This window comes from Marinobacter goseongensis, assembly GCF_023156235.1.
GTDB classification, from domain to species: Bacteria; Pseudomonadota; Gammaproteobacteria; order Pseudomonadales; family Oleiphilaceae; genus Marinobacter; species Marinobacter goseongensis.
Genome location: NZ_JAKZAI010000052.1, coordinates 1 through 1,829, shown reverse-complemented (window position 1 = coordinate 1,829; position 1,829 = coordinate 1). Strand labels below are relative to the sequence as shown.

The 1,829-nt window shown below is 52.9% G+C and carries 1 rRNA gene; it reads left to right on the top strand.

Annotated elements, in window-relative coordinates:
• The first annotated feature begins 226 nt into the window (after positions 1 to 226).
• Positions 227 to 1,766: ribosomal RNA gene (locus MLC70_RS18070) — 16S ribosomal RNA — on the top strand.
• The last annotated feature ends 63 nt before the right edge of the window (positions 1,767 to 1,829 follow it).

Genomic DNA, 1,829 nt, shown 5'->3' with positions numbered 1-1,829 from the left:
CGAGTTTTGAAATTCTTCAGATAAACGGTTGACAAGGCGGCGGAACGATGTAGAATACGCCACCTTGATTGAGCAACAGCTCAAACGCTCTTTAAAAAGTTAACCAAGTAATTCGTGTGGGCGCTGGCCGAGGTATTTCGGATACGAAATATCAGGACAGTGACTCGTCGAAAATTGAGTTTTGTCTTGAGCAAGAATAGAGAATCTTCGGATTCTTGTATGATTTAAACTGAAGAGTTTGATCATGGCTCAGATTGAACGCTGGCGGCAGGCTTAACACATGCAAGTCGAGCGGTAACAGGGGGTGCTTGCACCCCGCTGACGAGCGGCGGACGGGTGAGTAATGCTTAGGAATCTGCCCAGTAGTGGGGGATAGCCCGGGGAAACCCGGATTAATACCGCATACGCCCTTTTGGGGAAAGCAGGGGATCTTCGGACCTTGCGCTATTGGATGAGCCTAAGTCGGATTAGCTAGTTGGTGGGGTAAAGGCTCACCAAGGCGACGATCCGTAGCTGGTCTGAGAGGATGATCAGCCACATCGGGACTGAGACACGGCCCGAACTCCTACGGGAGGCAGCAGTGGGGAATATTGGACAATGGGGGCAACCCTGATCCAGCCATGCCGCGTGTGTGAAGAAGGCTTTCGGGTTGTAAAGCACTTTCAGTGAGGAGGAAGGCTTTCAGATTAATACTCTGGAAGATTGACGTTACTCACAGAAGAAGCACCGGCTAACTCCGTGCCAGCAGCCGCGGTAATACGGAGGGTGCAAGCGTTAATCGGAATTACTGGGCGTAAAGCGCGCGTAGGTGGTTTGATAAGCGAGATGTGAAAGCCCCGGGCTTAACCTGGGAACGGCATTTCGAACTGTCAGGCTAGAGTGTGGTAGAGGGTAGTGGAATTTCCTGTGTAGCGGTGAAATGCGTAGATATAGGAAGGAACACCAGTGGCGAAGGCGGCTACCTGGACCAACACTGACACTGAGGTGCGAAAGCGTGGGGAGCAAACAGGATTAGATACCCTGGTAGTCCACGCCGTAAACGATGTCAACTAGCCGTTGGGACTCTTGAAGTCTTAGTGGCGCAGCTAACGCACTAAGTTGACCGCCTGGGGAGTACGGCCGCAAGGTTAAAACTCAAATGAATTGACGGGGGCCCGCACAAGCGGTGGAGCATGTGGTTTAATTCGACGCAACGCGAAGAACCTTACCTGGCCTTGACATGCAGAGAACTTTCCAGAGATGGATTGGTGCCTTCGGGAACTCTGACACAGGTGCTGCATGGCCGTCGTCAGCTCGTGTCGTGAGATGTTGGGTTAAGTCCCGTAACGAGCGCAACCCCTATCCCTAGTTGCTAGCAGTTCGGCTGAGAACTCTAGGGAGACTGCCGGTGACAAACCGGAGGAAGGTGGGGATGACGTCAGGTCATCATGGCCCTTACGGCCAGGGCTACACACGTGCTACAATGGTGCGCACAGAGGGCTGCAAACCCGCGAGGGGGAGCTAATCTCACAAAACGCATCGTAGTCCGGATCGGAGTCTGCAACTCGACTCCGTGAAGTCGGAATCGCTAGTAATCGTGAATCAGAATGTCACGGTGAATACGTTCCCGGGCCTTGTACACACCGCCCGTCACACCATGGGAGTGGATTGCACCAGAAGTAGTTAGTCTAACCTTCGGGAGGACGATTACCACGGTGTGGTTCATGACTGGGGTGAAGTCGTAACAAGGTAGCCGTAGGGGAACCTGCGGCTGGATCACCTCCTTAAACGAAGCCGAATGCTTCGGTCAGAGTCCACACGAATTACTTGGTTGGCTAATAAAGAGAGCA